The 408-nt window shown below is 67.4% G+C and carries 1 protein-coding gene; it reads left to right on the top strand.

Annotation, left to right across the window (positions count from 1 at the left end; all coding sequences use genetic code 11):
- Positions 1-16 precede the first annotated feature (16 nt).
- A partial coding sequence (locus tag CS062_RS25610; RefSeq protein ID WP_233218257.1) for a hypothetical protein occupies positions 17-408 on the top strand: 392 nt, incomplete at its 3' end.

Genomic DNA, 408 nt, shown 5'->3' with positions numbered 1-408 from the left:
GATCGATCCCGACAGCGTGGAACTGCCCGGGTGGTACCGCCCCAACCCGGGTCTGGCGCGCGACCTCGCGTTCGTCGGTTTCAGCACGATCGGCGGCGAACTGATCCCTCGCCAGATCACCAACTACCGCTGGGCGCTGTCGGCGTTCGGCACCGCCTCGGCCGCCAATCTGGGCAGGGCGGACACCGTGTACTGCCTCACCCCGTTGCACCACCAGTCCGGTCTGCTGGTGAGCCTGGGCGGCGCCGTGGTCGGCGGCTCGCGCATCGCACTGTCCCGGGTATTGCAGCCCAACCGGTTCCTGCAGGAGATCCGCCAGTACGGCGTCACCGTGGTGTCCTACACGTGGGCGATGCTGCGTGAGGTGATCGACGATCCGTCGTTCACCCTCAAAGGAAGCCACTCCGT

It is taken from the genome of Roseateles chitinivorans (genome assembly GCF_002761755.1).
Lineage (GTDB): Bacteria > Pseudomonadota > Gammaproteobacteria > Burkholderiales > Burkholderiaceae_C > Roseateles > Roseateles chitinivorans.
The sequence above is the reverse complement of the archived record's forward strand: the minus strand, read 5'-3'. Positions and strand labels throughout refer to the sequence as shown.